Here is a 22,696-nt window from a genome sequence, read left to right on the forward strand (position 1 = left end):
AATCCGCTTGTGCTTTGAGGTGCTATTTCCCAGCGCCTGCTGTGCTGCCCACTCGTTTGCCCCATTGTCTTGAACACACTCTAAGGTAAGGCATCATGCTGCTTCGTAAACTCAATCTCGCGCCGCGTTCGGCGCTGTGTTTTGGCTTGTTCTGTCTCATGATTATCGCGATCGGATTGATCGCCTTGCAGCAAGTCGACTTGCTCAACAAGGCAGAAACCTATGTCGAGACGACCATCGTGCCAAGCATCAAGCTGCTCGGCCAACTGGATCGCGAGTTCATCGAAATCAAGGGCAATAACGCCCGTTTGCGTAACCCTATCGAAACCCCTGAGCGCAAGGCTCAGGCCCTGATGGACATTCAGCAATCGCGTCAGCTGATCAAAAATCATCAACGAGCGCTCATTGATCTGCTGGCAACTGACGCTGGGCGTGAGGCCTTCGAGGCGTTCGCCAAAGCACAAGCGGTCAATGATCAGGCGCAGGACCAATACCTTGAAACCGTGGCGAAAGGGCAGCTTGAAGCGGCCATTGCGCTGTCAAAGAATCAGATGCGTGCCGCCTCGGACGGCGTGCAGGTCGCGCTCAAGAAGCTGATTGCGCTCAACGAGATCGAAGCTTATGAAGCGGGCAAGCAGGCCGACAATGTCTACGAACACACGCTGTTGATCGTCAGTGTGTTTATTGTCATAGCCATCGGTGCTTCCTTGGCCTTGGCAGTGTTGTACACGCGCAGCCTGACGGTGCCGATTGCAGGCTCGCTGAGGGTTGCCGAATGCATCGCCGCCAACGATTTGAGCGAAACCATCGCGCTGGATGGTTCCGATGAGGCGGCGCAGATGCTGTCGTCACTGGCGGCGATGCAAACCAGTTTGCGTGATGCGCTGATCATGATCCGTGACTCGTCCACGCAGTTGGCCGAAACCTCGGAAGCCATGCACGGCGTTACCGAAGATATTTCGCGTATCACTCAGCGTCAGAGTCATGAAATCGAAATGGCCGCCACCGCCGTGACTGAAATGAGTGCAGCGGTGGAACAGGTTGCGGACAACGCCGCATCGACCTCGCAACTGACGTCGGAATCAAGCGCCGCAGCCATTGCCGGCAAAACCCAGGTCAGCGAAACGGTCGCGGCAATCAATCTGATGGTTTCCAGCGTGCATAGCACCTCGGCAGAAGTGCAGGCGCTTTCTACGATGGCGAGCGATATCAGCAGCGTGCTGGACGTGATCCGAGAAGTCGCCGAACAAACCAATCTGCTCGCTTTGAACGCGGCCATCGAAGCCGCGCGGGCGGGGGAGGCGGGCCGTGGCTTTGCCGTGGTTGCAGATGAGGTGAGAGGGCTGGCGCAGCGTACGCAGAAATCGACCGAGGACATTGAATCCATGGTCAGCTCCATTCAGTCGGGCACCAGCAGGGCAGTTACGTCCATGAGCCACACTCGCTCTCAGGCCGAAAGAACACTCGAGATGGCCAATATCGCCGGCGAAGTGCTGACCGACATCACTGGCTCTCTGAATCTTATCAATGAACGAAACCTGCTGATGGCGACCGCTGCCGAAGAGCAGGCTCAGGTTGCGCGCGAAGTGGATCGAAGCCTTATCAGCATTCGCGACCTGTCTTGCGAAACCGCAGAAGGTTCGAAACAGACGGCGGTTGCATCGGCGGAGCTTTCGCAATTGGCGGCCTCGCTGAATAAATTGACCAGAGAATTCAAGCTGTAAAGAGTGAACAGGAAGCCCTGATTATCAGGGCTTTTTTTGATCCGCGATCAATCGTATTGCGCAACGAGTGCCGATTCATTTCTGTGTTGGCAATGCGGTTTGTGCCGTCAGCTGTTCAATGCAGTGGGCGAGTTGTTTTTCATAGCTTTCCAGCACGGCTTCAGCATCAGCTTCGCGCTCATCCCGCAAGCGAAAGAAGTCGTCGCGGCTGAGCTGATCCGCTACGAGGCGGATATTTTGCTCGATGATCGCGCACAGTGAGTCTTCGTCCTCTAAAGCGGCGCTGGTTTGCGCCGCGCGTTGGGTGTTTTCGAGTTCGGTCTTTGCCGCCTCGGCGGCCTTCGCTTGTTCCTTCGCAGTAACCAGGTCGGTTTCCAGGGCCTGCTTTTGTTCTGCCAGACGCTTGAGTTCTGCGCTCATTGACTGGATAGCATCGGCGCGCTGCGTGAGCTGGACCTCCTGTTGCTGCACCACAGCCTTCAGTGGAAACAGTTCATTGAGCTGGTATCCGGCGACCACAGTCATGGCGATCAGCGCCAATGCCAGAATCGTCAGGCAGTAGATGGCGGCGTTGCTCTGGGGTTTTGCGCTATTGAGGGTGTCGAGGGCTCTCACGGAATCGTTTCTCCTATCAAGAGAAGTCAGTGTAATGGCAGAGTTTCGTTGTGCCTTTAAGACGAGTCTTAAATTGGTTGTTGGTTATTTTCGCTGGTAAAGGATGGTTTTCAAATTGGCCTTTTATAGATATTCCGAATTTAGCTAGTTGGCTATAAGTCTATGAGAATTGTCTGGTTGTTGAATAAATAAACCTTTTGCCCAAGTGTTATTTATTCATTATCTTTTCGCTCCGTTTATGGTGATTTTGCTGCCGGTTAAATATTCGCACCATCGTCAATTATTCAGTGTTTGCATGCAACGCAGAGTCAGAGGGAGTGTTATGAAGTTATGCCATATATCAATTGTCGGGCTCTTGTACATGCTGTCGTCAAACGCAACGGCGGCGGTATGCGAATTTTATCCCGACAATTCCATGGGCAACCTCCGAGTTGTCCTTCCGGCCACGATCTCGGTGCCGCGGGACACGCCGAACGGCACGGTTATCTATGAAAGCCCAATCGTGACCCTGGGAGCCATTCCCAGTTCGTTCAGGTGCTCTGCAGTACACAATGAAGGTGTGCGCAATTCTGTGGGCACCACCCAGGCGGGCGCGCAGACTTTTCCCATTGGAAATACCGGCATCGGCTGGCAATGGGTTCGACCGCCATCGGGCAAAGTATGGAAAGGCTTTCCGGGTGACTCCGACGTCGCTGGCGGTTGGGGGTGGAATGGCACTGAGCACATCTTGCGGCTTGTAAAGACGGGTGAGATTTCCGGTAGTGCGACGATACCCTCAGGCCAATTAGGGAAATTTGTCGCTGCTGAAATCGAGCCTCTTGCATTGAATACAAGTGGCACGCGGGTGGTCTCACAGTCTTGCGAAACACCCGATGTAAAAGTTGATATGGGTAGCTATAACTTGAGCGATTTCCCGAAGAACGGTGCCTATGCCAAGGAGCAATATTTTTTTCTCAGTATGAAAAACTGTCCTAGCGGAATAAACAACTTCCGCTACTCCTTTTCGCCCACTGCGGGCAGCCCTGCGTGGGACGCTAATACTGGCATGGTAAATCTGAACAGTAGCTCCACTGCCAAAGGTTTGGCATTGCAGATGCGCTTCAGAGACGGGAAGCCACTCAAGCTGAATCAGAACTACATAACAAAAGCGCCTACATCGGAAGGCGGGAATGCATCTGTAGACTTGCAAGCCCGCTTCGTGCGCATCGAGCCTTCCAATGCGCAAATGCGAGCGGGCAATGCCAATGCCGAAATTGCCTTTGTCGTTGAGTATCTATGAGGAGGCCAACAGCTTCTTCACCTCAGCCACAATCACCGCAATGTCGAAAGGCTTGGGCAGCACCACGTCAAACAGATCCGAGCGCTGCATGCCAATGTGCGCCTGCGCTCCACTCATGAGAATGATCGGCAGGTGTTTGACGGAAGGCTGGGCACGCACGGCTTCGGCAAATTCGAGGCCGTCCATGACCGGCATCATGAAATCAGTGATGATCAGTGCTGGCCGTTCTCTCTCCAGCACTTCGAGCGCTTTCTTGCCATTGCTGGCGGTCACCGTCATGAAGCCTTCATCCTCCAGCGCAAAGCCGAGAATGTCAGCAATCAGATATTCGTCGTCGACTACCAGGATGGTGGTCATGTTATTTCAACCCGCTCGAAGACTTACGATATTGAACCAGGCAATGACTCAGATGAGACGGAAGGTTCATTTCTCAAAGCCTTTTCCAGGAACACATCTTGATCACGGATGACTACCTCGAACCGCGAAGGGTTATAGGAGCTATCACGTATCTTGAGAATGGAAAGCGTCCTGCGAAGTTCAGCGTGATTTTCAAAGAAACGCATGAGAATCAGGTTGTCGGCAATACTGGACAGGTCGGAGTTCGGTGCGCTGACCTCGGAGCCGAACAGATCGCGCATTTCCCAGGAGGCGAAGACCGTAACGCCTCGGGATCGCAGCTCGTTCATCAGTGCACTGAAAAAGTCGGTGATGCGTTCCGGTGTGGTTGAAACCCGAGTCATGCCGCTGAGGCTGTCGATGAACAGGCGTTTGATACCTTTTTCATCGACCAGGCTCAGCAGGCGCGCACCGAGGGCGTCGAGCAAACCCTCGGTGGTCGGCTGCCAGGCAATGCTCAGCGCACCGCTGTGTTCCATTTGTTCAATATCGATGCCCAGCGAATGGCCTTTGAGTCGTAGCCGTTGCGGGCTCTCATAGAAACCGAAATGCAGGCCCGGCGCTTCGGTCGTCGACTGCGCGAGAAACTTCAGACCCAGCGTGGTTTTGCCGATCCCGGAAGGCCCCATGACGAGCGTGACGCTGGAGCTGTGCAAGCCGCCACCGAGGATGTCGTCCAGCGAAACAATGCCGCTGGGAATGCGTGTCATGTCTGCGCTGTCGGGGGCCGAAGGGCGCTTGTACAGACTTTCCAGGCGCGGATAGACCACCAGGCCGTTTTCGGTGATCTCACACTCGTGAACACCGGTCAAGGCGCCGCTGCCGCGGGTCTTGCGCAGGTGAATGCGTCGCACCGATCGCGTGCCGAACAGCTCTTCGCCCATTTCGATGACGCCGTCGACCATCGTGTGTTCCGGGCTGCCGTCGTCCAGGCGCGAGCTAGTGAGAAACAGCACGGTGCAACCGGCGAATGCCGCATGGCCTTGCAGTTCGGAGATGAATTTTTTCGTGTCGATCGGCGAGTCGGCCTTCGAGCGCGCGTTGAGCAAACCGTCGACGACCATGACCGTCGCTTTCTGCCGGCTGATTTCGCGCCGCAGCAATTTCACCACTTCATCGAGGCCTTCGTTTTCCAGCGTATCGAAAGCGCTGACAAACTGTATTTCGGCGCCCACTCGGGATGCGTCGAAAAAACTCATGGTCGACAGAAACTGAAACAGCCGGTCGTGGGACTCGGCCAGCAACGTGGCGACCAGAACGCGACCGCCATTGCGGGCATGATTGAAGCCGAGCTGATTGGCGAGGATGGTCTTGCCGGAACCGGGGCGGCCCTGAACGATGTACGAAGCACCCGCGACCAGGCCACCCTGAAGCAGCGCGTCGAGCCCTTCGATTCCGCTTTGAAGGCGTTTTAGCTTTTCCACTTTGCGACCCTGATCTGAAAAAACAGGCTTGTTAAGCCGAATGGGTGAAATGCTAACGCCATTTCCATTTTTGGGCCATGCCGGTGGAGGGAAAGTAGCGTTGGAACATATCGTTTTGGCGTGTTCCACCCCCCCGTGACTTCTGCCAAACCTTTCGAAAACGGTGCCCATCCAGGGCACCGTCATTAATCGAGAACTCAACCCGTTTCAAATCAAGTCTTCCGGCTGCATCGTCAAAATGATTTTCCCGACGTTCCCGGAAGACTCCATCCGGCGATGCGCATCGGCAGCCCGCGCTAGCGCAAACGTGCTATCGACAACCGGCTCAAGGCTTCCGGCCCCCTCGAAGCGATCCAGCCAGTGCTCGCGAAAGCGTTTGATCATGGCGTGCTTCTCCGGTTGCGTGCGTGACTTCATCACCGTGCCGATGATTTGCAAGTGGCGGTAAAGAATGTCCTCCAGTGCCACCGTGACGTTGCCGCCACCGCCGAGAATTCCCACCTGAACCAAGCGACCTCCGCGAGCAAGGGACGCAACGTTGCGGGCGAAGTAGGGCTCACCGATAAAATCGATGATCACATCGACGCCGCGGCCCTGGGTTTTGTCGGCGATCACCTCAGCGAAATCCTGCGTCTTGTAGTCGATCGCCACGTCTGCGCCCAAATGCTCGACACGCGCCAACTTGCTGCCTTCGGTGGTCGCATACACCGTGGCGCCGGTGGCATAAGCCAACTGCACCGCAGCAGAGCCGACGCCGCCGGCGGCCGCGTGAATCAGCACCGAATCGCCAGCCTTGAGTCGAGCCAGGTGCATCATCGCTTCATGGGCCGTGACGAAGACCTCGGGAATGGCTGCCGCGTGTACATAGTCAAGCTGCGCGGGGATGTGCATGGCCATGCGGTAATCGATGCGGGCCAGTTCGGCGTAGGCACCGCCGCCGACCACGCCCATGACTCGATCTCCGACCTCGAACCCTGTTACCGCGCTACCTTTGCCGATCACTTCGCCGGCGATTTCCAGGCCGATGATCAGCGAGTCGCCGAAATTCGGATGGCCGTAGCCACCGGTCCGGTGCGTCAGATCCGCACGGTTCACCCCGGCGGCATAGACGCGCACCAGCAGGTCGTCAGGACGGACTGCAGGATCGGCGACCTCGACGAGTTCGAGGACGTCTGGCGCACCGAATTCTCTGATGTTGATGGCTTTCATTCAGTTGTTCTCCGTTTCGCTGAACGTGGCGTTGGCGATAGCCGATGCGGTGATCGCGCCAGGGAAGCCCACATAGAACGCCAGGTGCGTGATCGCTGCCGCCAGTTCGTCTTGGGTCACACCGTTGTCAGCCGCCCGGCGCAGGTGAGCAGGCAACTCTTCCGAGTGACCAGCGGCAATCAATGCCGCCACGGTGATCAGGCTACGGTCGCGCGGGGACAGCGCGGGATCGCTCCAGATTTGCGGATAAAGCGTCGAGTCGACGAATTGCGACAGCTTTGGCGTGAACGCGCGCGCGGCTTCGCGAGGACTGCTGAAATTGAGCTTGGACATGGGCGAGTTCCTTAAACCTGGCTGATGAATTTGTGGGTCAGATAGTGCTCGATGCCTTCAATGCCACCTTCGGAGCCGTGACCGCTTTCTTTCATGCCGCCGAACGGAAGCTCGGTAGCGACGATGCGGTATTGGTTGATGCCGATCATCCCGGCCTCCAATCCGTCGGCGACGTCAATGGCCGTGCGCGCGCTGGAGGTGAACGCGTAGGCCGAGAGTCCGTATGGCAGGCGGTTGGCTTCTTGCAGCCCATCCGCCAGCTCATCGAACGGCATCAGCACGGCGATGGGGCCAAAGGGTTCTTCGTGCATGACGCGGGCGTTCATCGGCACATCTGCCAGAACGGTGGGCTGGAAGAAGTAGCCTTCGCCGGACAAGGCTTCGCCACCGACCAATACTCGTGCACCTTTTTCAACGGCATCGGCGACCAGTTCTTCCATTTTTGCCAATTGCCTTGGGTTGGCTAACGGTCCGACCTGAGTGTCTGGATGCAGACCGTCACCGATTCTCAGGGCTTGGGTCGCCGCGACAAAGTGATCGACAAAAGCTTGATAGGCGCCACGCTGGATCAGAAACCGAGTGGATGAAATGCACACCTGTCCGGTGCCGCGAAAGCGGTTAGCGACACCCTCAACGGCAGCTTTTTCAATGTCGGCATCTTCGAACACCAGCACCGGTCCGTGTCCACCGAGTTCAAGGGTGATGGGCTTCACGCCTTCGGCAGCGCGTGCAGACAGCAGGCGACCGATGGGCACCGAACCGGTGAAGGTCACTTTGCGAATGATCGGCGAGGCGATCAGATGGCTGGACACTTGATCCGGTACGCCGAAGACCACTTGCAACACACCCTTGGGCAATCCTGCATCGTCGAGTGCACGCGCCAGGGCCAGTGCTGTGGAGGGACTTTCCTCACCGGGTTTGAGGATGACGCTGCAACCAGCGGCCAGCGCTGCCGAGAGCTTGCGTGCCGGGGTGATGGCCGGGAAATTCCACGGAGTGAATGCGGCCACCGGGCCGATGGCCTGGCGTTTGACCAGTTGCAACACGCCTGGCCGGTTGGCCGGGACCACCCGACCATCGATACGCCGGGCGCTTTCGGCGAACCATTCGAAGTACTCCGCCGCACGGGTCACTTCATCCAGGCTTTCATTCAGCGGTTTGCCTTCCTCCAGGGTCATCTGCGCGGCAATCTGCGGTGCACGTTCGAGGATCAGGTCGGCGGCACGCTTGAGGATCTTGGCGCGTTGGTCAGGCACGGTCTGGCGCCACTGCTCGAAGCTCAGGCGAGTCACTTCCAAGGCGTGATCAAGGTCGCCAGCGGTGGCGAGCGGGATGCGGCCGATTTCCCGGCCGGTCGCCGGGTTGACGACAGCAGCGGTATCGCGCCCTTCGGCACTGATCCATTCACCACCGATGAAAAGATAAAGCAGGTCGTAGGAAGTCTTCATGATGCGCCCTTCAGTTGGTTGTCAGAGATTCGTAAGAAACCCGGCGCCGGTTCAGGCAGCCTGTGCAACCAAGTCTATGGAAGGGGGGGCCGTTGATTTAGACGGGCCAGAGGGAATCATTGTTGTCGCCAGAGGTAATATCGAGCCGCGGGCCGAACGTGTAGCATCCGGAAAAAGTGCGCGCTATCACGGGTAAGCGTCAGATCTACAGGAAGGACGCGATGGATAAACTTTCGAACATGTCGGTGTACATAAAGGTTGTCGAGATGGGCAGTTTCACGGCCGTGGCCAACCATCTGGATTCCACCGTCGGTAACGTCTCGCGTGCTGTATCGGCGCTGGAAAACGTGCTCGACGCACGTCTGTTGCAACGCTCGACCCGACGCCTGTCGGTCACCGATGCCGGGCGACGGTTCTATGAGCGATGCACGAAGATTCTCGCTGATCTGGAGAGTGCCGAAGCCGAAGCCAGCAATGCCGCGCTGGAACCACGAGGTACATTGCGGGTGCATTGCGTTCCTGGGCTGGCCCGGCACCTGGTCACGGGGGCCGTGCTGGAGTACCGCCAGCAATTCCCGGAGGTGACGGTGGATTTATTGCTCTCGCAACGTATGCCGAACCTGTTGGAAGACCAACTGGATGTCTCGATCCTGATCGCCCGCGCGCTCCCCGATTCGGCGTATGTCAGCCAGAAGATCGGCGTCAGCCATTGTGTGCTGGTGGCGTCGCCAGATTACCTGGCCAGGCATGCGGCCCCGGAGACACCTGAAGACCTGCGGGATCACCAGTGTCTGTTGCTGGGCACCGTGGACTACGTGCGGGACGAGTGGCAGCTCAAGAGCAAGGCGGGGGACGCGACATTTGTCCCGACAGGGGCAAGTTTCAGCGTTAACGATATGGATGCGATGGCACATGCCATTCGAGAGGGCGCGGGGATTGGCTTGCTGGCCGGATTCACGGCCATCGATGATTTGCGTTCCGGCAGGCTCGTGCGGGTTTTGCCTGACTACCATACCTATGAGCGCAACGTGTATGCCGTCTATACCTCTCGGCAGTTCGTCGATGCAAAAATCACCCGGTTTATCGGAACACTGAAAGATCGGGTTGGCAGTCAGCTGGCAGCCACGGCCAAAGAACTGATCGATTGAAATACTGCGGAGCAAAAAGGTATTTGCGCCTCGATGAGACCACTCTCCGAGGCGCAATGATTGGCGAACAGCTTGGTTATCCCTGGCTGCAACGGCCCATGACGTTATAGGCCAGTACGTGGCGTTTGCCTTGCGAATCCTGGTAGGTCATGTGCGTCGGTACCACTGCGCAAACATCCGGCACCGGGTCTTCAGAGATGACCTTGGCGACATCCAAGTGGGTACCGTAGCGATATTGTTCGACCTGTTGAGTCTTTGCAGTCCCATCCTGCGCTGCTACTACAGAGCTGAAGCCCAAGAGTGCGACGATGATCATTGCCGTTTTCATGATGTGATTTCCTAAAGTAAGTGTGATGTTGCTGGCAGGACGAACTTTAGGCTTGAGGGTTATGTGGAAACAGGCGTGAATCCGGGAAAGACTTTTATCAATTCCGAACACAATCTTGCGGTGTCTTTCGCTAGGGCGTTTCACAGGGGCCGGCGAGGCGGGACAGTAACCGGGCTTGAATGCCGCGCACCCTTGGATGCGCGGCAGACTATCGTTTCGATACTCACGAAACTGTCGCGAGACGAGCCTCGCTTTTACAACGCAAACGTAGTCCCCCGAGTATTCACAAACAGCGAGTAGATCGAGTGACTACTGGCCATGAACAACCGGTTCCCTTCACGTCCCCCAAAGCACAAATTCGGGCAGCGCTCTGGCAGGGAAATGTGCCCGATGGCCTTGCCCTGCGGATTGAAAACGCGCACGCCGTCGAGTTTTTCCAGGTCGGCCTTGGGATCACCATTGCCGCCCCAGCCGCACCACAGGTTGCCCGCTTCGTCGCACTTGATGCCGTCGATCGCGGCATAGTCCAGCCCTTCGATGTGCTTGCGGCGTTCGCCGAGTGTGCCGTCGTCCTTTACGGTCATCGCCCAGATCAGGCGATTAGGCTTGGCGCGACCTTCGACGACGTACAGGGTTTTTTCATCAGGCGAAAAGCACAGGCCGTTGGGGCCGTTGAGGTCGTCGATGACCCGCGTGACTTTTTTGCTCTCGCCGTCGATGCGGTACACCGCGTGGGGTTGGCTCGGGGTGATTTTGTGGCCTTCGTAGTTGTTGCTGGTCTGGAAGGGCGGGTCGGTGAACCAGATCGATCCGTCACTTTTGCAGACGATGTCGTTGGGCGAGTTGAAGGGCTTGCCGTCGAAGCTGTCGGCCAGCACGGTGATCGTGCCATTGGCTTCGGTACGCGTGATGCGCCGGCCTTCGCTGGTGGTGGTAGAGCCTTCGCAGACGATCAGACGCCCTTGGCGATCCCGGCACATGCCGTTGGAGAAATTGGAGTGTTCGCGGTACACGCTGAAGGTGTCGGTGATTTCGTCCCAGCGCATGATGCGATTATTGGGGATGTCGCTGACCAACAAATAGCGGCCATCACCGACCCAGACCGGTCCTTCGGCCCAGCGCATGCCGGTGGCAAGTTTTTCAACACTGGCGTTGAAAACACGTAGTTCGAGGAAGCTGTCGTCGAGGATATGAATCAGCGGATCTGGATAGCGCTGACTCAAGGGTTCGGCGGCCTCGGCGATCCGCGTCAGTGCGGTGCTGCCGACAGTGGCGAGCGTGGCGGAAACGGCGAGGGATTTTTTCAGGAAGCTGCGGCGGGTGTTGCCTTGCGCTCGGTCAGGGCTTTCAGGTCGAGCGGACAGGGATGAGTCCATGTAGCGATCTCCGTGGTTTTATTTTTTTTCGGGGAGACGTAGTAATACCTTGTGATAGGACATCGTACAAGTTGTTCGTTGTCCGCGAGTTGTAGGGCGCTCGTCCATAAGCGCCCTGATCGGTCAGCGGTCCAGCCAGAGCTTGATCTGCGCGCAGACGGCCTGGGTCGAAATGCCGTAACGATCATGCAGTGTCGGCAAAGCACCCGCGTCCAGAAACGCGTCCGGCAAGGCGATCTGCCTGAACGCTGGCGTGACTCCGTTACGCAGCAGCACCCCGGCAACGGCCTCGCCGAGTCCGCCAATAATCGAGCTGTTTTCTGCGGTAACCACCAGTCGACCTGATTTGCGAGCTTCGGCAAGAATGGTTTGTTCATCCAGCGGCTTTATCGTCGGTACGTGCAACACGGCGACATCCACGCCATCGGCTTGCAGTTCCTTGGCGGCTTCCAGTGCACGCATGGTCATCAGGCCGGTGGAGATGATCAGCACATCGTTACCGGTGCACAGGGTTTTGGCTTTGCCGATCTCGAACTGATAGCCGTACTCGTCGAGCACCAGCGGTACATTACCGCGCAGCAAACGCATGTATACAGGCCCTTGATGCGCGGCGATGGCGGGTACAGCCTGTTCGATTTCCAGAGCATCGCAGGGATCGACAATCATCAGGTTGGGCATGGCACGGAAGATAGCCAGATCATCGGTGGCCTGATGGCTGGGGCCGTAACCGGTGGTGAGGCCGGGCAGGCCGCAGACGATTTTGACGTTGAGGTTTTCCTCGGCGATGGCCATGCAGATGAAGTCATAGGCACGCCGCGAAGCAAACACCGCATAGGTCGTGGCAAAGGGTACGAAACCTTCACGGGCCATGCCTGCGGCTGCACTCATCAGCAGTTGTTCGGCCATGCCCATTTGATAGAACCGGTCCGGGTGGGCCTTGGCAAAGATGTGCAGGTCGGTGTATTTGGACAGGTCGGCGGACAGGCCGACGATGTCCTGGCGTTGATCAGCCAGCGCCGCCAGCGCATGACCGAAAGGCGCGGATTTGGTGGCTTGGCCTTCTGAAGCAATGGAGGCAATCATCGCCGATGTAGTCAGGCGTTTCTTGCCCGGTTCGGCAGTCGTCATGGGTGTTTTGACGGCGTTGTTCATTGGTTTTTTCCTTCTTCAAGATTGCGCAGCGCCAGGTCCCATTCGTGCTCTTCCACACGGATGAAGTGGGTTTTCTCGCGGGTTTCCAGGAAGGGCACGCCTTTGCCCATTTTGGTGTCGCAGATGATCACTCGTGGTTGGCTGCCAGAATGATTGCGCGCGGCATCGAACGCGCTGACCAGCGCCTCCAGATCATTGCCGTCGACGCGCTGGGTAAACCAGCCAAATGCTTGCCAGCGATCAACGATGGGTTCGAACGAGAGAATCTCGCTGGAGTGGCCGTCGGCTTGCTGGTTGTTGACGTCGACGATGGCGATCAGGTTGTCGAGCTTCCAGTGCGAAGCCGACATGACCGCTTCCCACGTCGAGCCTTCGTTCAACTCGCCATCGGACAGCAGGTTGTAGACGAAGGAGGGCGAGCCTTTGCGCTTGAGACCCAGGCAGGCGCCGACGGCGATGCCCAAGCCTTGGCCCAACGAGCCGCCGGTGATTTCCATGCCCGGGGTGTAGGCGGCCATGCCCGACATCGGCAAGCGGCTGTCGTCCGAGCCGTAGGTTTCCAGCTCTTCGAGCGGGATGATTTCGGCTTCGATCAGCGCTGCGTACAGCGCAATGGCGTAGTGACCGATGGAGAGGTAGAAGCGATCGCGCTGCTCCCATTCGGGATCAGTTGGGCGATGATTCATCGCATGAAAGTAAGACACCGCCAGCAGATCGGCAGCGCCGAGAGCCTGGCCGACGTAGCCCTGACCCTGGACCTGGCCCATGCGCAGCGCGTGGCGGCGAATGTTGTGCGCGCGCTCCGTCAGGCTCAGGGATGCAGCGTGTGAAAGATTAGTCGTCATGATGAAACTCCGTTAACTCAACGATTGACCAGGGCGGCGGGGATGCGCAGGACCAGACTGGCACCGAGGAACAGCACGCCCGTGATCAGGTACATGCCGATGGCACTAGAGCCGGTCAGGGTGGTGATCCAGCCGATCAGATAAGGCGAGCAGAACCCGGCGAGATTGGCGAAGCTGTTGACCGCGGCGATGCCAGCGGCAGCAGACACCCCGCCGAGCAGCGTGGTGGGCAGCATCCAGAACAGCGATGTCGCCGACAAAATGCCGGAAGCGGCCAGGCACAGACTGAGGATCGACAGCGTTGAATTGCCGCCCATCATCGCCGCCAGGCTCAAGCCGATCGCCCCGGCAATCATCGGCACGATGAGGTGCCAGCGGCGCTCGCGATGTTTGTCACCACTGCGGCCCACCAACAACATCGCGACGATGGCGCACAGGTACGGCAGGCTGGTCATAAAACCGATGTGCAGCGGGTCGGAAACCCCCGCATTGCGCACCAGTGTGGGCAGCCAGAAGGTGATTGCGTACTGGCCCATCACCACGCAGAAGTAGATGGCCGCCAGCAGCCACAGACGGCGATCGCGAATGAACTCGCCAACCGAGGCGTGGGTGACTTTTTGCTGGTCGTCTTCAGCCAGCTCGCGGGTGATCAAGGCTTTTTCTTCGTCATTCAGCCAGGTGGCCTGATGCACGCCGTCTTTCAGATAGCTCAGCACCAGCAGCCCGACGATCACAGTGGGTACCGCCTCCAGAACGAACATCCACTGCCAGCCAGCCCAGCCGTGTACGCCGGCAAAGTGGTTCATGATCCAGCCGGACAGCGGGCCACCAACCATGCCTGACAGCGGAATGGCGATGAACCACAACACCGTCATGCGTGCCCGACGGTAGGACGGAAACCAGTAGGTGAGGTAGAGCAACAGGCCCGGTGCCAGGCCGGCTTCGGCAATCCCCAGCAGAAAGCGCAGCGCATAGAATTGCCACGCGGTTTCGACGAAGGCGAACAGCGCCGAGACGATGCCCCAGGTGATCATGATCCGCGCGATCCATACGCGCGCACCGACCTTGTGCAGAATGATGTTGCTGGGCACTTCGCAGAGGAAATAGCCGATGAAGAACACGCCGGCGCCCAGTCCGTAGACCGTTTCGCTGAGGGCCAGATCGTTCATCATTTGCAGCTTGGCGAAGCCGACGTTGACCCGATCCAGATAGGCGCACAAATAGCACAGCATCAGAAAGGGCATCAGACGCCAGGCGGTTTTGCGATAGGCAGAGGAGCGCACGGTCGAAACCGCTTCGAGCGACAGGGTAGTCATGATGGTCTGATCTCTTGTTTTTATTGACCGCCAGGCCATCAGGCCCGGCTGCATCATCGATCCAGAACCGCACGGACCGTACAGGCCCGCCCAGAAGTACTCAGTGAATCAGCATGCCGCCGTTCACATCCAAAGTGATGCCAGTCAGATAAGAGGACAAGTCGCTGGCGAGAAACAGCGCAGCGTTGGCGACGTCCTGCGCCTCACCCAGGCGACCCAGCGGAATGCCGTCGATGATGGCGTGACGGCGCTCGTCCTGCATCAGGCCGCCGGTGATGTCGGTGTGAATCAGGCCCGGCGCGATGGAGTTGACGCGAATGTTGTCTGGGCCCAACTCCCGCGCCATGGCTTTGCCCAGACCCAGCACACCGGCCTTGGCCGCGCTGTAATGCGGGCCACCGAAAATGCCGCCACCGCGTTGGGCAGACACGGACGACATGCAGACGATGCTGCCGCAGGCCTGTTGACGCATGAGCGGAATCACCGCTTGGGACATGAGCAGGGTGCCGCGCAGGCTGACGTCCAGCACCTTGTCGTAGTCCGAAGGACGAATGTCGAGGGTTTTGAGTGGCTGGGTGATGCCGGCGTTGTTGACGAGGATATCAATACGACCGAAGTGCTCGATGATGGTGGCAACGGCTTGCTGAACCTGCGCCTCGTCCGCCACGTTAGCCGCCAGTCCCAGGTGACCTTCGCCCAACGACGCGGCGGCGTCGCGTGCTGCGGAGGCATCCAGATCGAGAATGACGACACGAGCGCCTTGTTGTGCGAACGTCGTCGCTGTAGCGCGGCCGATGCCACGGGCAGATGCGGCACCGGTGATGATTGCGACTTTGCCTTGGAGAAGCATGGAGGAATACCTCGAATTGTTTTTATTGGCCCGGTTCGCAAAGAACCGATGACTCAGCTTGTCCTCCAGATCGGCCCTGAGCAATAACGCAAACTTCACTGGGTGCTGAAAAAAATTCAGCACTCGCCAGCGCTGTCTGCCGATGTTTGAATAGCCATAAGCCCGGCCCAAGCCACTTGCAGCGGAAAAACAATCATCATGAGTTCATCTGGCGAAGCACCTGCGACCCTGCCACCCCTGAAAGCCATTCAGGCCTTTGAGCAAACAGCACGCTTCGGCAACGTTGCCCGCGCCGCCGAATTGCTGGATTTGACCCCGTCGGCGGTCAGTCACCAATTGGCCAAACTAGAGGCGATGATCGGGCGTCAGTTATTTCTCAGAACAGCCAGGGGCGTGACATTGACGCCAGTGGGCGAGCAATACCTGACCGAAGTGTCCGGCATTCTGCACAGCCTGGCGGTGGCGACAGAGCGTGCCGCCAGCGATGTCAGTCTCGATTGCCTGCGGTTGCACTCGTCACCCAGCTTCGGGCTGCTGTGGCTGATGCCGCGGCTGGAACAGTTCCGCCAGAGTCATCCCGACATCCAGCTCAATCTGTCGTGTTCTTACGAATCACTGCATTTCAGTCGCGACAAGATCGATGTCGACATCCGTCACGGCATGCCCAATTGGCCAAGTTTCGAAGTCCGTACGGTGCGCAATGAAAAGATCGCGGTGCTGGCGTCGCCGAAATTGCTGCAGCAACGCCCGATCCGCACAGTCGCGGATCTGCTCGACTGCAATCTGATCCTGTCGGAAGCGACGCTGATCAAGTGGCCGCAACTGTTTGCTCAACATGGCCTGTCGCGTCCTGAAAAACCCTATTCAGTCAGCTTTGACCGCTCCTACATGACACTGGAGGCGGCCAGTCACGGGCTTGGGTTCGCGTTGGAAAGCACGCTGCTTGCGCAGGATTATCTGGCGCGCGGCGCGTTAGTCGAAGTAGCGCCAGCGTTGAGCGCGCCCATCACCGCACACCACTTGGTGTTCCCGAGAGCGCATGCCGGCTTTCCTCGGGTCAGGCGATTTCTGGAGTGGATGCAGAATGAGCTGGGGCACGACTTCAACTACTGACAGTTATGTCATGAAGCCTGTGCCCGAATGTCGGGTATCTACTGATGTATCTCGGTCACGGACATGGTGAACACCAACCTGGATCTGCCCGCGTTGGAATAGGAGTGAGGCACATCGGTTTTCGCCACTGCCGAACTCCCGGCAGGAATGATCAGCTCTGTTTCCCCGATCATGCATTTCAACGTGCCTTTCTCTACATGGAACAGTTCAAGCGTGCCTTGAGGGTGCCCCGGTGAAGCGAACGATTCACCTGGATGCATTTCCCAGCGCCATAACTCGATCATGTTCGGGCCGGACGTTCCTGCAAGAAGTCGCGCGGTGCCTCCAAGGTCACCGGTCCAGAGCGTGGGGATATCCTGGCTTTCGATGATATGGGCAGAGGGTGCCTCGGTCACATTGACGATGTCGGCAACCGACAGGCCCAGCGCGGCGGCGATTTTGCAAAGAATGCCGATACTGGGATTCGCGGTGCATTTTTCTATTTCGACGACCATTCCTTTGCTCACGCCTGAGCGCCGAGAAAGCTCGTCCAGCGTGATTTTCTGTGCCTTGCGGGCTTGTTTGAGTGTGCGTGCGACGGCCAGGCTGACGGCTTGAGCATCAGCACCCGGGGTAGTCGACAAGCTGGTATTCATGGTCATTGATCAGGTTCATGAAAAAAGTGCTGGAATTTTCGGCCCTTAACGATCGTGGCGTCAATCGACTCACCCACTGAAGCGGAACATGGCGGTCATTATATTGACTAAATCGGTCATCGATAGATAGCATGAAACACCATTTGAATCCTGGAGGTTTTTGATGCTGTCCGTACTGCCGTTGATCGATCCAGCCGTTGCAGAACTGGCGCCGGAGTTCCGGGCCCTGAGCATTGTGGTGGAAGCTGCACCACTCACCCGTCCTGAAGTTGCCCGGGCCGCCCTGGATCATGCTTGCAAGGCTGTGCAGGCGGGTGGTCCAAGCTGGGGAGACGCTCACCTTGCCGCCTGGGCCGACGCCTTCAGAAAGTTCGGGGCCAAGCCGCAGCGCACGCCTTGTTCAGCCGAAGCGTTGCGTAAAAGGGTTTTACGTGACGGGACCTTGCCGAGCCTCGATACCATCGTCGATCTCTACAACGCCATCAGCATCGAGTACGCCATTCCGGTGGGCGGGGAAAACATAGACGCCTATGCAGGCTCACCGCAGCTTGTTGTCGCCGATGGCACCGAGCCGTTTGACACGATGAAAGAGGGCGTTCCTGCTGTCGAGTATCCGGATGCCGGCGAAGTGGTCTGGCGCGATGACAAAGGCGTGACCTGCCGCCGCTGGAATTGGCGGCAAGGCGTCAGAACCCGTCTCGGTGCCGATGCGCAGAACATGTGGTTCATTCTGGAGAGTTTGCCAGCGATGCCTCTTGAGGCCTTGACTGAAGCAGGGGACAAGCTGATCGCTGGTTTGCAGCAAATGATGCCCGGCGTGCAGATTGAAAGCTCGCTGATTGGTCCCGGGGCCAAATAGTCGACAGACCACTGAACAGAATGATGAACCGCCTTGCTGGAAGAAGGGCACACGTCGGGAATGCCCTTCTGGAGTTCAAGCGTTAGGAGCGATATGGGACTTTAGTCAACCATCACCTCATCCAGCGCCTGCTCAAGCAGGCTGACCGTGCGCTCGATATTCTGCAGCTTCTCCAGCCCGAACAGCCCGAGGCGAAAGGTCTGGAAGTCGGCCGGCTCGTCGCATTGCAGCGGCACGCCGGCAGCGATCTGCAGGCCGTGCTGGGCAAATTTCTTGCCGTTCTTGATATCCGCATCATCGGTGTAGCTCACCACCACGCCCGGGGCTTGAAAGCCGGCTGCGGCGACGCTTTTGAAACCTCTGCCGGTCAACAGGGCGCGCACCCGATCGCCCAGCGCCTGTTGTTCATCGCGAACCCTGTCGAACCCGTAGGCTTGCGTCTCTTTCATGACGTCATTGAACCGCGCGAGGGAATCGCTTGGCATGGTTGCGTGATAGGCATGTCCGCCCTGTTCGTAGGCCTGCATGATCTGCAGCCACTTTTTCAGGTCGCAGGCGAAGCTGCTGCTTTGCGTCTGTTCGATGCGCTCAAGTGCCAGAGCACTGAACATCACCAGCGCGCAGCAAGGGGAGGCGCTCCAGCCTTTCTGTGGTGCGCTGATCAGCAGGTCGACGGCGCATTTGTGCATATCCACCCAAATGGTGCCGGAGGCGATGCAGTCCAGCACAAACAGACCACCCACCGCATGCACGGCGTCGCCAACGGCTCGCAGGTACTCGTCGGGCAAGAGGATCCCGGATGAAGTTTCAACGTGAGGGGCGAAGACCACTTTCGGCTTCTGCGCGGCAATGGCTGCCAGCACTTCGTCCAGTGGCGGCGGGGCGTAGGCTGCCTGGCGACCCGTCTCGACTGGCCGGGCTTTGAGCACCGTGGTGGCCGCCGGAATATTGCCCATATCAAGGATCTGGCTCCAGCGATAACTGAACCAGCCGTTGCGTATCACCAGACACTGTTGTCCGGTAGCGAACTGCCGCGCCACCGCTTCCATGCCGAAGGTGCCGCTGCCCGGAACCACCGCCACCGCTTCGGCGTTGTAGACCTGTTTCAGGGTCGTGGAAATGTTCCTCATCACGCCTTGAAAGGACTGCGACATGTGGTTCAGCGAGCGGTCGGTGTAAACCACTGAGTACTCGACCAATCCCTCGGGATCGATGCTCGGATAGAGCTTGGACATGGTGACTCCTTCGGCAGAGAGGTAAACGTCTTTGGCAAGCAAGTGTAGGCAAAGGGCAGGGAACAGCTCATTGATTTGCGCAAATGAGGTTAGAGTGCTCAGCAATGTCTCGATCGTTGCGTGAACCATGAAGCTGCCGTTGTTTATTTCTCTGGATGGGCCCAAGGGCACCGGCAAAACCACACTGCTGGAGGCTGTGACCGCCGCACTGCGGGCAGACCAGCATAAAGTCATTCGGCTGTGCGAGAGAAAAAGCGATCCCTACAGAGGTGAAACCATGGCCCTGGTCAACCAACTCGCCAGGCATCCCTCGCGGGATCTGGAGTGGGCGGTGTGTCAGCGCCTTGCGGATAGCCGTCGCTGGATTTCTGAGCGGGTGCTGCCCAAACAGCCATTGAACTGCATCATCCTGATCGATCGCTGGTATCCGTCGGATGCAGCATTTCGCCATAGCGTGCCGTTTGCCGAGATTCTGCAGTTGAACATCGAGCGAGGCGTGCGCGTGCCGGATCTGCATGTCGGCGTCGTCACTGCGCCGGATATTTCATGGGCGAGGGCAACTGCACGATCGCGTGGACTGGGCGGCACGGTGATCCAGAAACACGCCGAGCACGTCGTGTGTAGCGAGATGTTCGAGCAGGCGGCTGCCGATCACGGCTGGGTGTTGTGCCGTAACGAAGGAACCATCGAAGCCGCAACGACTCAGGTAGTTGCAGAGATCTATAAAGTGCTTGGCTGATTGTCGATGCACAGGCGCTGGTTGAATTTGAATTTCAGGTTGCTCTGATCTGAGCTAACCGTACTGACGGATCACACGCCACCCATGCTCACAAACCTCTGGTATGTCGTTCTCCCATCGTCACAGTTGACTGATGGATTGATGCCGGTTCAATTGCTCGGACAGCCTTTCGTAGCGTTCCGCGATGACGCGGGTGTCGCTCATGTGCTGTCGGATATTTGCGTGCATCGCGGCGGCTCACTATCCGCCGGCAGCAAAGTGGGCAACAGCGTGCAGTGCCCCTATCACGGCTGGCGGTTTGGCGCTGATGGCGTCTGTACGCAAATACCGGCGCAGCCCGACCTGCGGATTCCCGCCAAGGCGCGAGTCGATGCGTACCCGACGCTGGAGCGCTACGGCTGGATCTGGGCGTTTTTAGGTGATCTGCCGGAGTCTGAGCGTCCACCCTTGCCCACGCTCGACTGGATGGACGATCCCGCCATCCGCGTGGTCTCGGGACACTTTGACTGGCAGGCCAGTTGGGACCGGATTATCGAAAATGGCCTGGACTTCGCGCACGCACCGTTTGTCCATGGTTCAACCTTCGGCGATCCGGATCATCCCGAGATTGAATCATTCGAGGTCGACAGTGATGCGTGGAGCGGCAGCGCCCAAATGCTTATGCGCAGGCCGGCACGCAAAGGGTTGCTGCGGCGTAAATCTTCCACCGAGTTTGTCAGCGTTGCCACTGTTCCGGGGTTTCATCTGTCGGGTCCGTGTACAACGCTTGAGCTTGAGTTGCCCAACGGCTGGCGGATCTACATCGTCTCGGCGCATGTCCCGATTGACGCCAATCGCACGCGTACCTGGTGGATGATGGGCAGAACGTTCCTGCGCTCGCGACTGCTGGATCGCCGATTCATTGCGAGCAATATCCGTATCTTCGAACAGGATCATGCCGTGCTGAAAAACGTCCGGCCCGAACGTGTGCCGGACTCTTTTCAGCAGGAGGTTTCGTTGAAATCCGATGCGCTGCAGATTGCTTTTCGCAAAGATGTGCAGGCACTGGAGTTGCGCGGTTGGCGCATTGATGAAGAGCGTCTTGCGCGAACGTTCACCGGACGCAAGGCTTGCGCGATACCCAGCCCTGAGCGTCGTCAGATTCGCGCTTGGGCGATCGAGCCGATTCCGCTCGTGGACATCACCCACGAACCTGAATAGTGGTGCGAGCCAGCCTGCGCTTGACGCAGACTGGCGCAACCCTCAGCGCGTCTCACACTGCGGCGAAGGCTCGCCGCTCAGTGCATCCACCATCGGCGGATGCTCCTGCACCGCCTGACGCAGATCTTCAGTCACCCGCAATTCCGCCCCAGTCGGCGAGAACGTGGCTGCCGCCGCAAAAGGCGCGGGATTGGCCGGAACCGGGCGTTTGCCACGGCGCCACAGGAAGAAGGTGACCATGCACAGATTGACCAGCGCAAATACCCAGAACAGACCATTGGCGCCGAACGAGTTCATCACTGGCGAGATCATCATCGGACTGATCGCCGAGCCCAGCGAGTTGATCAGCAGCAAGCCCTGAATCATCGGCACCAACGCTTCGGCAGGCGCACGGTCAGCAGCATGGCTGACGGCAACCGGGTACAGCGCGAATACACCGCCACCGAGCAGAAACAACATCACCGCGAGCATTGTCGCGGACAACGGCAGCAGGACGATCAGCAGCGACAACACCGTGCACGCCACTGTCAGAATCGTCAGTACCTGCAAACGATCCTTGCGATCGGACCAACGCCCGACCGGGTATTGCAGGAGCATCGCGCCAAGAATCGTCCAGGCCATCATGCTGCCGACTTCACCGACATTCAGACCGCTGCGCTGCAAGTACAGCGGCAGCAAGGTGTAGATCGCCGCGATGGTCACACCCGAGCCGAAACAGCCGACCAGCCCAGTCGGCGTCACGCCCAGCAGTTGCCGTGGTTTGAGCGGTTCCACCTGATCGAGCAATGGCGACACGCGCGGCAGGATCACGATCGGCAGCACCGAAAACGCGGCAAGCATGCCGGCGACCATAAACGGTGCGCTGTCGCTCAACCCGGTGATTTTCCCCAACGTTGCCTGACCCAGCACACCGGCGCCGTACAAGACGATCATGTACAACGCGAGCAAGCGCCCGCGAATCTTCGCGTCGCCCGCCAACAGCAGCCAGCTTTCGATCACCAGAAACACACCGACCGTGGCCCAGCCGTTGATCAGGCGCAGGGCGAACCAACCCCAAGTGTCATAGAACAAGCCCTGCAGCAGGATGGTCACGGCGATCAGCGAAGCAAAGCTGCCGTAGGCGCGGATATGACCGATGCGCAGAATCAAACGGTCATTGAACACGGCACCTAGGGTCAGGCCGATGAAGTAGGCCGATGAAACGATACCGATCATCGTAGTCGAGGCACCGGCAGCGTCCAGGCGAAGGGTGGTCAGCGACGACATGAAACCGTTGCCCAGCGCAACAATGAACAGCCCGAGCAGGGGCGCCAGCGCCATGGCCAGCAAACGCGGAGACATAAAAACCTCTATAGGACGAACAGCGCAACGTGCGCCTCTGCGCATGCGATTGCCAAGCCGGGGTGTGTGGTGCAGGCGCCCGCCAGACGGGCAGGGCGGTTGGATACGTTTCGGTCACCAGATCCGGCGAC

At 58.3% G+C, this 22,696-nt stretch carries 22 protein-coding genes; 7 read left to right on the forward strand and 15 right to left on the reverse strand.

Annotated elements, in window-relative coordinates:
- Positions 1–95 precede the first annotated feature (95 nt).
- A complete protein-coding gene (locus F8N44_RS03550) occupies positions 96–1,724 on the forward strand; it encodes a methyl-accepting chemotaxis protein (RefSeq protein ID WP_150649331.1) in 1,629 nt (542 codons plus the stop codon).
- A 75-nt stretch (positions 1,725–1,799) separates the two neighbouring features.
- On the opposite strand, the gene F8N44_RS03555 is transcribed toward F8N44_RS03550, so the two are convergent.
- A complete protein-coding gene (locus tag F8N44_RS03555) occupies positions 1,800–2,264 on the reverse strand; it encodes a hypothetical protein (protein ID WP_150649332.1) in 465 nt (154 codons plus the stop codon).
- Between the two features lie 490 nt (positions 2,265–2,754).
- On the opposite strand from F8N44_RS03555, the gene F8N44_RS03560 reads away from it, so the two are divergent.
- Positions 2,755–3,618, forward strand: coding sequence for a fimbrial protein (locus F8N44_RS03560; RefSeq protein ID WP_412071502.1), 864 nt, complete (start codon positions 2,755–2,757; stop codon positions 3,616–3,618).
- Here the strand turns inward: F8N44_RS03560 and F8N44_RS03565 are convergent.
- From F8N44_RS03565 to F8N44_RS03585, 5 genes are all read right to left on the reverse strand, one after another.
- Complete coding sequence (locus F8N44_RS03565) at positions 3,613–3,975, reverse strand: response regulator (protein WP_016984513.1); 363 nt, start codon at positions 3,973–3,975, stop codon at positions 3,613–3,615. The two genes, F8N44_RS03560 and F8N44_RS03565, sit on opposite strands and share 6 nt — an antisense overlap.
- A 23-nt stretch (positions 3,976–3,998) precedes the next feature.
- A complete protein-coding gene (locus tag F8N44_RS03570; RefSeq protein WP_150649334.1) occupies positions 3,999–5,438 on the reverse strand; it encodes an ATPase domain-containing protein in 1,440 nt (479 codons plus the stop codon).
- Positions 5,439–5,645: 207 nt separating this feature from the next.
- Positions 5,646–6,647 carry an NAD(P)H-quinone oxidoreductase gene (locus F8N44_RS03575; RefSeq protein ID WP_150649335.1) on the reverse strand — a complete coding sequence of 334 codons (1,002 nt, stop codon included), beginning with the start codon at positions 6,645–6,647 and terminating at the stop codon, positions 5,646–5,648.
- Entirely contained in the window at positions 6,648–6,980 is a 333-nt protein-coding gene (locus F8N44_RS03580) for a carboxymuconolactone decarboxylase family protein (protein WP_150649336.1), read from the reverse strand.
- Positions 6,981–6,991: 11 nt separating this feature from the next.
- The gene (locus F8N44_RS03585) at positions 6,992–8,428 is read right to left on the reverse strand and encodes an NAD-dependent succinate-semialdehyde dehydrogenase (RefSeq protein ID WP_150649337.1); all 1,437 of its coding nucleotides are present in this window, start codon (positions 8,426–8,428) and stop codon (positions 6,992–6,994) included.
- A 221-nt stretch (positions 8,429–8,649) separates the two neighbouring features.
- Here F8N44_RS03585 and F8N44_RS03590 point away from each other — a divergent pair, with 221 nt between their 5' ends.
- Positions 8,650–9,576: a LysR family transcriptional regulator gene (locus F8N44_RS03590; RefSeq protein ID WP_150649338.1), complete on the forward strand. Its 927-nt coding sequence runs from the start codon at positions 8,650–8,652 to the stop codon at positions 9,574–9,576.
- A gap of 76 nt (positions 9,577–9,652) precedes the next feature.
- On the opposite strand, the gene F8N44_RS03595 is transcribed toward F8N44_RS03590, so the two are convergent.
- The 6 genes from F8N44_RS03595 to F8N44_RS03620 form a co-directional block, all read right to left on the reverse strand.
- Entirely contained in the window at positions 9,653–9,904 is a 252-nt protein-coding gene (locus tag F8N44_RS03595) for a DUF2790 domain-containing protein (protein WP_150649339.1), read from the reverse strand.
- A 254-nt stretch (positions 9,905–10,158) separates the two neighbouring features.
- Positions 10,159–11,280, reverse strand: coding sequence for an SMP-30/gluconolactonase/LRE family protein (locus F8N44_RS03600; RefSeq protein ID WP_150649340.1), 1,122 nt, complete (start codon positions 11,278–11,280; stop codon positions 10,159–10,161).
- Between the two features lie 123 nt (positions 11,281–11,403).
- Positions 11,404–12,432: a transketolase family protein gene (locus tag F8N44_RS03605; RefSeq protein WP_150649341.1), complete on the reverse strand. Its 1,029-nt coding sequence runs from the start codon at positions 12,430–12,432 to the stop codon at positions 11,404–11,406.
- Positions 12,429–13,277 (reverse strand): transketolase, encoded by an 849-nt coding sequence (locus F8N44_RS03610; RefSeq protein WP_150649342.1) that lies wholly within the window; start codon positions 13,275–13,277, stop codon positions 12,429–12,431. The genes F8N44_RS03605 and F8N44_RS03610 overlap by 4 nt, the downstream gene beginning before the upstream one ends.
- A gap of 17 nt (positions 13,278–13,294) precedes the next feature.
- On the reverse strand, positions 13,295–14,593 hold the full coding sequence (locus F8N44_RS03615; protein ID WP_016984522.1) for an MFS transporter: 1,299 nt from the start codon (positions 14,591–14,593) through the stop codon (positions 13,295–13,297).
- A gap of 100 nt (positions 14,594–14,693) precedes the next feature.
- Positions 14,694–15,443, reverse strand: a complete 750-nt coding sequence (locus tag F8N44_RS03620; RefSeq protein ID WP_150649343.1) for an SDR family NAD(P)-dependent oxidoreductase — start codon at positions 15,441–15,443, stop codon at positions 14,694–14,696.
- A gap of 198 nt (positions 15,444–15,641) precedes the next feature.
- Between F8N44_RS03620 and F8N44_RS03625 the strand changes: the two genes are divergently transcribed.
- A complete protein-coding gene (locus F8N44_RS03625; RefSeq protein ID WP_150649344.1) occupies positions 15,642–16,556 on the forward strand; it encodes a LysR substrate-binding domain-containing protein in 915 nt (304 codons plus the stop codon).
- A 38-nt stretch (positions 16,557–16,594) separates the two neighbouring features.
- On the opposite strand, the gene F8N44_RS03630 is transcribed toward F8N44_RS03625, so the two are convergent.
- The gene (locus F8N44_RS03630) at positions 16,595–17,197 is read right to left on the reverse strand and encodes a helix-turn-helix domain-containing protein (RefSeq protein ID WP_127927623.1); all 603 of its coding nucleotides are present in this window, start codon (positions 17,195–17,197) and stop codon (positions 16,595–16,597) included.
- Between the two features lie 157 nt (positions 17,198–17,354).
- On the opposite strand from F8N44_RS03630, the gene F8N44_RS03635 reads away from it, so the two are divergent.
- On the forward strand, positions 17,355–18,050 hold the full coding sequence (locus tag F8N44_RS03635) for a B3/4 domain-containing protein (protein ID WP_150649345.1): 696 nt from the start codon (positions 17,355–17,357) through the stop codon (positions 18,048–18,050).
- A 101-nt stretch (positions 18,051–18,151) separates the two neighbouring features.
- Here F8N44_RS03635 and F8N44_RS03640 read toward each other — a convergent pair whose 3' ends face one another.
- Positions 18,152–19,285, reverse strand: a complete 1,134-nt coding sequence (locus F8N44_RS03640; protein WP_150649346.1) for an aminotransferase class V-fold PLP-dependent enzyme — start codon at positions 19,283–19,285, stop codon at positions 18,152–18,154.
- A 127-nt stretch (positions 19,286–19,412) separates the two neighbouring features.
- On the opposite strand from F8N44_RS03640, the gene F8N44_RS03645 reads away from it, so the two are divergent.
- Entirely contained in the window at positions 19,413–20,024 is a 612-nt protein-coding gene (locus tag F8N44_RS03645) for a dTMP kinase (protein ID WP_150649347.1), read from the forward strand.
- A gap of 84 nt (positions 20,025–20,108) precedes the next feature.
- Positions 20,109–21,224 carry an aromatic ring-hydroxylating oxygenase subunit alpha gene (locus F8N44_RS03650; RefSeq protein WP_150649348.1) on the forward strand — a complete coding sequence of 372 codons (1,116 nt, stop codon included), beginning with the start codon at positions 20,109–20,111 and terminating at the stop codon, positions 21,222–21,224.
- A 42-nt stretch (positions 21,225–21,266) separates the two neighbouring features.
- On the opposite strand, the gene F8N44_RS03655 is transcribed toward F8N44_RS03650, so the two are convergent.
- Positions 21,267–22,565 carry an MFS transporter gene (locus tag F8N44_RS03655; RefSeq protein WP_150649349.1) on the reverse strand — a complete coding sequence of 433 codons (1,299 nt, stop codon included), beginning with the start codon at positions 22,563–22,565 and terminating at the stop codon, positions 21,267–21,269.
- Positions 22,566–22,696 lie beyond the last annotated feature (131 nt).

The organism is Pseudomonas fluorescens, from assembly GCF_902497745.1.
In the GTDB taxonomy this organism is placed as follows: domain Bacteria; phylum Pseudomonadota; class Gammaproteobacteria; order Pseudomonadales; family Pseudomonadaceae; genus Aquipseudomonas; species Aquipseudomonas fluorescens_BM.

Coding starts and splice junctions, on each gene's coding strand:
- F8N44_RS03550 (WP_150649331.1), top strand. CDS start 96: ATGCTGCTTCGTAAACTCAATCTCGCGCCGCGTTCGGCGCTGTGTTTT.
- F8N44_RS03560 (WP_412071502.1), top strand. CDS start 2,755: ATGGGCAACCTCCGAGTTGTCCTTCCGGCCACGATCTCGGTGCCGCGG.
- F8N44_RS03565 (WP_016984513.1), bottom strand. CDS start 3,975: ATGACCACCATCCTGGTAGTCGACGACGAATATCTGATTGCTGACATT.
- F8N44_RS03575 (WP_150649335.1), bottom strand. CDS start 6,647: ATGAAAGCCATCAACATCAGAGAATTCGGTGCGCCAGACGTCCTCGAA.
- F8N44_RS03580 (WP_150649336.1), bottom strand. CDS start 6,980: ATGTCCAAGCTCAATTTCAGCAGTCCTCGCGAAGCCGCGCGCGCGTTC.
- F8N44_RS03585 (WP_150649337.1), bottom strand. CDS start 8,428: ATGAAGACTTCCTACGACCTGCTTTATCTTTTCATCGGTGGTGAATGG.
- F8N44_RS03590 (WP_150649338.1), top strand. CDS start 8,650: ATGGATAAACTTTCGAACATGTCGGTGTACATAAAGGTTGTCGAGATG.
- F8N44_RS03595 (WP_150649339.1), bottom strand. CDS start 9,904: ATGAAAACGGCAATGATCATCGTCGCACTCTTGGGCTTCAGCTCTGTA.
- F8N44_RS03600 (WP_150649340.1), bottom strand. CDS start 11,280: ATGGACTCATCCCTGTCCGCTCGACCTGAAAGCCCTGACCGAGCGCAA.
- F8N44_RS03605 (WP_150649341.1), bottom strand. CDS start 12,432: ATGAACAACGCCGTCAAAACACCCATGACGACTGCCGAACCGGGCAAG.
- F8N44_RS03610 (WP_150649342.1), bottom strand. CDS start 13,277: ATGACGACTAATCTTTCACACGCTGCATCCCTGAGCCTGACGGAGCGC.
- F8N44_RS03615 (WP_016984522.1), bottom strand. CDS start 14,593: ATGACTACCCTGTCGCTCGAAGCGGTTTCGACCGTGCGCTCCTCTGCC.
- F8N44_RS03620 (WP_150649343.1), bottom strand. CDS start 15,443: ATGCTTCTCCAAGGCAAAGTCGCAATCATCACCGGTGCCGCATCTGCC.
- F8N44_RS03625 (WP_150649344.1), top strand. CDS start 15,642: ATGAGTTCATCTGGCGAAGCACCTGCGACCCTGCCACCCCTGAAAGCC.
- F8N44_RS03630 (WP_127927623.1), bottom strand. CDS start 17,197: ATGACCATGAATACCAGCTTGTCGACTACCCCGGGTGCTGATGCTCAA.
- F8N44_RS03635 (WP_150649345.1), top strand. CDS start 17,355: ATGCTGTCCGTACTGCCGTTGATCGATCCAGCCGTTGCAGAACTGGCG.
- F8N44_RS03640 (WP_150649346.1), bottom strand. CDS start 19,285: ATGTCCAAGCTCTATCCGAGCATCGATCCCGAGGGATTGGTCGAGTAC.
- F8N44_RS03645 (WP_150649347.1), top strand. CDS start 19,413: ATGAAGCTGCCGTTGTTTATTTCTCTGGATGGGCCCAAGGGCACCGGC.
- F8N44_RS03650 (WP_150649348.1), top strand. CDS start 20,109: ATGCTCACAAACCTCTGGTATGTCGTTCTCCCATCGTCACAGTTGACT.
- F8N44_RS03655 (WP_150649349.1), bottom strand. CDS start 22,565: ATGTCTCCGCGTTTGCTGGCCATGGCGCTGGCGCCCCTGCTCGGGCTG.